Origin of the sequence: Pseudarthrobacter sp. CC4, from assembly GCF_048957775.1 — a bacterium.
Classification (GTDB): domain Bacteria; phylum Actinomycetota; class Actinomycetes; order Actinomycetales; family Micrococcaceae; genus Arthrobacter.
In genome coordinates, this window is record NZ_JARCCZ010000075.1 from 1 (window position 1) to 1,066 (window position 1,066).

A 1,066-nucleotide genomic window follows, 5' to 3' on the forward strand; every position below is an offset into this window, starting at 1 on the left:
AGCGGCAGGTTGTGTGCCTCGGAGACGGAGTGGTGTGCCACGTGGCCGGCGGCGATGTTCAGGCCTGCGGCCAGGGCGGGGTCGCGGTCGAAGGCGGCCTTGACGCCCAGGTTGGCCAGGGACACCGCGTAGCGCAGCGTGACGTTGGTCAGCGCGTAGGTGGACGTGTTCGGCACGGCGCCGGGCATGTTGGCTACGCAGTAGAAGATGGTGTTGTGCACCTTGTACGTGGGTTCCTGGTGCGTGGTGGGGTGGGTGTCCTCGAAGCAGCCGCCCTGGTCCACGGCGATGTCCACGAGGACTGAGCCGGGCTTCATGCGGGCCACGAGGTCGTTGGTGACCAGCTTGGGGGCCTTGGCGCCGGGGATCAGGACGGACCCGATCACCAGGTCGGCATCCACCACGGATTTCTCGATCTCGTACTTGTTGGACGCCACCGTCTTGAGCCGGCCCTGGTACTGGGCGTCCAGCTCGCGCAGGCGGTTGATGTTGATGTCCATGATGGTGACGTCGGCACCCAGGCCCAGTGCCATGGCTGCGGCATTGGTTCCCGCAACGCCGGCGCCCAGGACAACCACCTTGGCGGGGCGGACCCCGGGAACGCCGCCCAGCAGCACGCCCTTTCCGCCGGCGGGTGCCATCAGGGAAGCGGCGCCCACCTGGACGGACAGCCGGCCGGCTACCTCGGACATGGGGGCCAGCAGCGGGAGGGTCCGGCCTTCCTGGACGGTCTCGTAGGCGATGGCGGTGACGCCGGAGTTGATGAGCTCGCGGGTGAGTTCGGGCTCCGCGGCGAGGTGGAGGTAGGTGAAGAGGATCAGGCCCTTGCGGAAGCGGTGGTACTCGGCCTTGATGGGCTCCTTGACCTTCATGACCATGTCGGCGCGGGCCCAGACGTCGTCAGCCTCATTGACGATCTCGGCACCGGCAATGGCGTATTCGTCGTCGGTGATGCCGGAGCCCAGCCCTGCGCCGCGTTCCACCAGAACGGTGTGGCCGTTGCTGCGGAACTCGTGGACTCCGGCGGCGGTGATGGCCACCCGGAACTCGTTGTTCTTGATTTCTT

The 1,066-nt window shown here is 67.3% G+C and carries 1 protein-coding gene; it reads right to left on the reverse strand.

Features of this window, described 5'->3' with window-relative positions; translation table 11 throughout:
- On the reverse strand, window positions 1–1,066 hold a 1,066-nt coding region (gene ald / locus PV768_RS21815), incomplete at both ends, for an alanine dehydrogenase (RefSeq protein ID WP_421094202.1).